Here is a 3,805-nt window from a genome sequence, read left to right as displayed (position 1 = left end):
AGGCCGGTGGCCTCGATCTTGAGAACGGCCACGTCGGTGCGCTTGTCGGCGCCGACCACCTTGGCCTTGAATTCGCGCTTGTCGGTCAGCCGCACGACGACCTCGTCCGCACCGTCGACGACATGGGCATTGGTCATCACGAGACCGTCTGCGGCGACGATGAAACCCGAGCCGACGCCACGGGGTGCACTGCCGCTGCCGTCGCCTTCTCCCTCATCGGGCGGCTGCTGGGGCTGGCCGCGCCGTGGATCCTGCTGGCGCGGAATCGGGATGCCGAAGAAACGGCGAAAGAATTCCTGCATCTCCGCGTCGGGGGCGCCGCCACCTTGTGGTCCCTGCGCCGTGCTGGCGGCCACCTTGGTCGATGTGCGGATATTGACGACGGCCGGTCCGACCTGCTCGACGAGATCGGCAAAGTCGGGCAAGCCGCGCACCAGCGGCGCACCGGTGGCCGCCTGTGCGGCAGAGGTTGTCGCGGCCAGCGAGGACTGCGCGGTGGCGTCGCGGTGGCTGACCAGGGTGGCGGTCAGGCCGACGGAGGTGATCAATGCGGCGCCGGCTACCAGCCAGCGCCGTGAAGCGTGTCGGACATTGAACTCGGGCATCGAATGTTCCAGTGCGGGCGGAGAGAAGACAGTGTGAAACGGAGGTTGTCGGCGTGTGGCCGTCAGGGCTTGCGCCGCTCCAGGCTGCCGATGAACTGCTGCAGCGCCGCGACCGGCACGGCGCCGACCGCGGTGATCCACCAGTCGCCCTGCCGATGGCTGAGCGCGCTGGTGCTGCCGACAGTTGCGGGCATTTCGCGTTTGTGCAAGGTGGCCACAAAAGGTTCGATGAAGACCGAGACGTGCGTCAGCCCGTCGCTGTAGACCGCCTGGAGGACCATGGCGTTGTCTGCCGGCCCGGCGGTTTCCGACACGCCGGAGGCCGCAGACCGTGCGATCCAGGGGGCCATGGGCCGCCGGACGACCTGCAAGGTCTCGAAGCCTGCCACCGGTGGGTGCATCGTCCAGCCTTCGCTGTCCAGGCTCGTGGGCAGGTAGACCGGCTTGCTCACCTTGTAGCCGTCGAGCCGGTTCATCTCCTGGAGCAGTGTCTGCGCGGAGAGCCGGACATTGAACTGCAGCTCGGAGAACGAGGCCGACTCCAGGGCCTCCCCACGCTCGTTGAGCAGATCGGAGCGCAGCAGCAGGCCGGTCCGCCGCTCCATCCACAGACGCCGCGGATACCGCAAGGCATCGCGGGGCTTGAAGAGAACCACCTGTGCGTCGTGGCCAGCGACCCGTTCGTCACCGCCGGTCTGCAGTTCGTATTGCTCCAGCTGCGTCCCGTCTCCTGGCTGCAGCGGGGCAGGGAAGCGGCCGACGAGTTCGCGCTGCTCGATCAGCGCGGTGCGGCTGCCGGGCCAGAGCACGTGCACGGTGTCGTTGTGGCGGTAGACCTGCCGCATCTGGCCGTCGAGGGCCTCGATCCGTTCGATCTGGTCGTGGCCATCGCAGAAATGGGTGATGCGTGAGCTGGTCATGTGACCGCCGTGGCTGACCACGTACGTGCCCACGAAACTGCGTCGCTGGGCTGCTTCCTGGATGCGCTTCACGACAGCGAGCATGTCCTGCGGCTGACTGGCCGCCCAGACCACCGATGACGGACCAACCAGTGCCCCTCCTGCCAGCGCGACCGTGGCTTTCCAGCGGATGCGATGCCGTGCGACCGAGGGCGCGCTCATCGCGATGGCGTCGGCTCGTAGGCGGCGCTGCGCAGGAAGCCCGGGGCCGGACCGAGAGCGGGTGTGCCGGGGAATTGCTGGTGCGCGTCGAGGTAGCGCACCAGTTCGGCGTCCGTCAGGGGGGGCTGCAGATCGACAGGTGCCTGGGTCGGCTCGACGCGGGTCACCGAGGCCATCGTCAGGTCGGTCAGCCGATTGCCCGGTCGTGTCACCAGCACGGCGCCGGCGACCAGTGCCACGCCTGCGGCCATGCCGACCGGGGCCACCCAGCGGCGAAGATGGAAGCGTGACCGGCGGCCACCTGCGGTCTGTGCCACCTGTTCGACGACAGCCTCGACGGCCGCAGCAGCCGGCACCTGCATGGACGTCGGGGCCAGCACGATCGGCTCCCTGGCCAGGCGTTCGCGCACGCCGCGCAGAAAATCGGCGTCTCCCGCGCTGCGCTGCGAGAGGTCTTCCGAGCGCAGCACGTCACCGATCAGGTGGTAGGCGTGCCACTGGGCACGGGTGTCGGCCTCCTCGCGCCACTGGCGGCAGGCATGCGCCACGCTGTCGGATGCAGCATCACCATCCATCAGCGACGACAGTTGTTCCCGGGCGCGGGTCCGGTCCTCGGGCAGATCGGGTTCGATCATCAGGCACTCCAGGCAAGGCCGCGCATCACCAGCGCTGACCCTGTTTCGTATCCAGCAAGGGGCGCAGCTTCACGGCAATCGCTTCGCGGGCGCGGAAGATCCGCGAGCGAACCGTGCCGATCGGACACGCCATGGCCAAGGCAATCTCTTCATACGAGAGACCTTCGACTTCGCGCAGGAGAATCGCTTGACGCAAATCTTCCGGCAAGGCTTCGATGGCGTTGTTGACCGTGCTCGCGATTTCGCGGCTGGCCATCAGCGCCTCGGGTGTCTCGTCATGGCTTAGTTCGTGTCGGGGACGGTTAGTTTCATCGTCTTCGTCCGAAGTCGATGCCAGTGCGCTTTCCGTCAGCACCGGATCACGTTTCATGTCCGACAGCGCCTTCTTGGCGGTGTTGACGGCGATGCGGTAGAGCCAGGTGTAGAAGGCACTTTCGCCCCGGAACTGCGGGATGGCCCGGTAGGCGCGGATGAAGGTTTCCTGCGCGAGATCCGGCACCAGGTCCACGTCGCGCACGAAGCGGCCGATCAGGCGCTCGATGCGCCGCTGGTACTTGACCACCAGCATCTCGAAGGCCTGCATGTCGCCGCGCTTGATGCGTTCAACAAGCAGCTGGTCGGCGTCATCACTCATCGGGAACAGGCACCGGTTCGATGTGGACGCCGGGGCTGAATATGGCGCAGCGCAGGGCATGCCAGCAGCCAGGGTGCGCGCGGCGCGACACGCACAGCCAGACCGATGGGATGCCGCGGCCGGTGTGGCGCAGCAGCATCCAGTGCGTGCCGTCGGCGACACACTCGATCCGGCCTGGTCGCGGCGGGCTGGTCTGGCCGTTCGAAGGATGCGGTTGCAGGCACCATCGCGCCTCTTCCGGGCACCACGACAAGTCGCAGCCGACCGCAGCGGCCGTGCCGAGCAGCCAGAGCGCGGGCAGGCTGCACAGGGCCGGCAGCAGCAGCATGGTCCCGGTCGGCATACCGGTCTGCGTGGCGTGCCAGGCCAGCCAGACCCCTGCGGCGAGCAGCGCGGACAGGCTGAATGTCCGGATGACGCGCAGCCACAGGCGATCGGGCTGCAGAGTCAGTGCGAGGGCGGGCGCATGGTGCATCGCCAACCCTCGGTGCGGTGGTGAACGTACTCAGACGCGCCGGAACACCAGCGTGCCGTTGGTGCCGCCGAAGCCGAAGTTGTTCTTGACGGCCACGTCGATGCGCATCTCGCGTGCGGTGTTCGCGCAGTAGTCGAGATCGCACGCCGGATCCTGGTTGAGGAGGTTGATCGTCGGCGGCGAGATCTGGTGGTGCAGCGCGAGCGCTGTGAACACCGATTCGATGCCACCGGCGCCACCCAGCAAGTGACCGGTCATCGACTTGGTGGAGTTCACCACGAGCTTCTTCGCGTGGTCGCCGAAGGCGAGCTTGATCGCGTTGGTCTCGTTGGCGT

At 67.4% G+C, this 3,805-nt stretch carries 5 protein-coding genes and 1 pseudogene; all 6 read right to left on the bottom strand.

Going from position 1 to position 3,805, the window contains the following annotated elements; all coding sequences use genetic code 11:
* On the bottom strand, positions 1-605 hold a 605-nt coding region (locus tag AB3X43_RS03075), incomplete at its 3' end, for a trypsin-like peptidase domain-containing protein (RefSeq protein ID WP_369428418.1).
* Positions 606-667: 62 nt separating this feature from the next.
* Complete coding sequence (locus AB3X43_RS03070) at positions 668-1,726, bottom strand: MucB/RseB C-terminal domain-containing protein (RefSeq protein WP_369428417.1); 1,059 nt, start codon at positions 1,724-1,726, stop codon at positions 668-670.
* Positions 1,723-2,361 carry a sigma-E factor negative regulatory protein gene (locus AB3X43_RS03065; RefSeq protein WP_369428416.1) on the bottom strand — a complete coding sequence of 213 codons (639 nt, stop codon included), beginning with the start codon at positions 2,359-2,361 and terminating at the stop codon, positions 1,723-1,725. Before AB3X43_RS03065 ends, AB3X43_RS03070 begins: the two co-directional genes overlap by 4 nt.
* 25 nt (positions 2,362-2,386) lie before the next feature.
* Positions 2,387-2,995, bottom strand: a complete 609-nt coding sequence (gene rpoE / locus AB3X43_RS03060; protein ID WP_369428415.1) for an RNA polymerase sigma factor RpoE — start codon at positions 2,993-2,995, stop codon at positions 2,387-2,389.
* Positions 2,988-3,470: a hypothetical protein gene (locus tag AB3X43_RS03055; protein WP_369428414.1), complete on the bottom strand. Its 483-nt coding sequence runs from the start codon at positions 3,468-3,470 to the stop codon at positions 2,988-2,990. Before AB3X43_RS03055 ends, rpoE begins: the two co-directional genes overlap by 8 nt.
* A 30-nt stretch (positions 3,471-3,500) precedes the next feature.
* Positions 3,501-3,805 (bottom strand): annotated as a pseudogene (locus tag AB3X43_RS03050) (beta-ketoacyl-ACP synthase II); the annotation flags it as partial.

Origin of the sequence: Sphaerotilus sp. (assembly GCF_041083715.1) — a bacterium.
Classification (GTDB): Bacteria; Pseudomonadota; Gammaproteobacteria; order Burkholderiales; family Burkholderiaceae_C; genus Sphaerotilus.
This window is presented reverse-complemented; position numbering and strand designations above follow the sequence as displayed.

What these genes read in the sequence shown, in the direction of transcription:
- AB3X43_RS03070 (WP_369428417.1), bottom strand. Translation starts at nt 1,726, where the DNA reads ATGAGCGCGCCCTCGGTCGCACGGCATCGCATCCGCTGGAAAGCCACG.
- AB3X43_RS03065 (WP_369428416.1), bottom strand. Translation starts at nt 2,361, where the DNA reads ATGATCGAACCCGATCTGCCCGAGGACCGGACCCGCGCCCGGGAACAA.
- rpoE (WP_369428415.1), bottom strand. Translation starts at nt 2,995, where the DNA reads ATGAGTGATGACGCCGACCAGCTGCTTGTTGAACGCATCAAGCGCGGC.
- AB3X43_RS03055 (WP_369428414.1), bottom strand. Translation starts at nt 3,470, where the DNA reads ATGCACCATGCGCCCGCCCTCGCACTGACTCTGCAGCCCGATCGCCTG.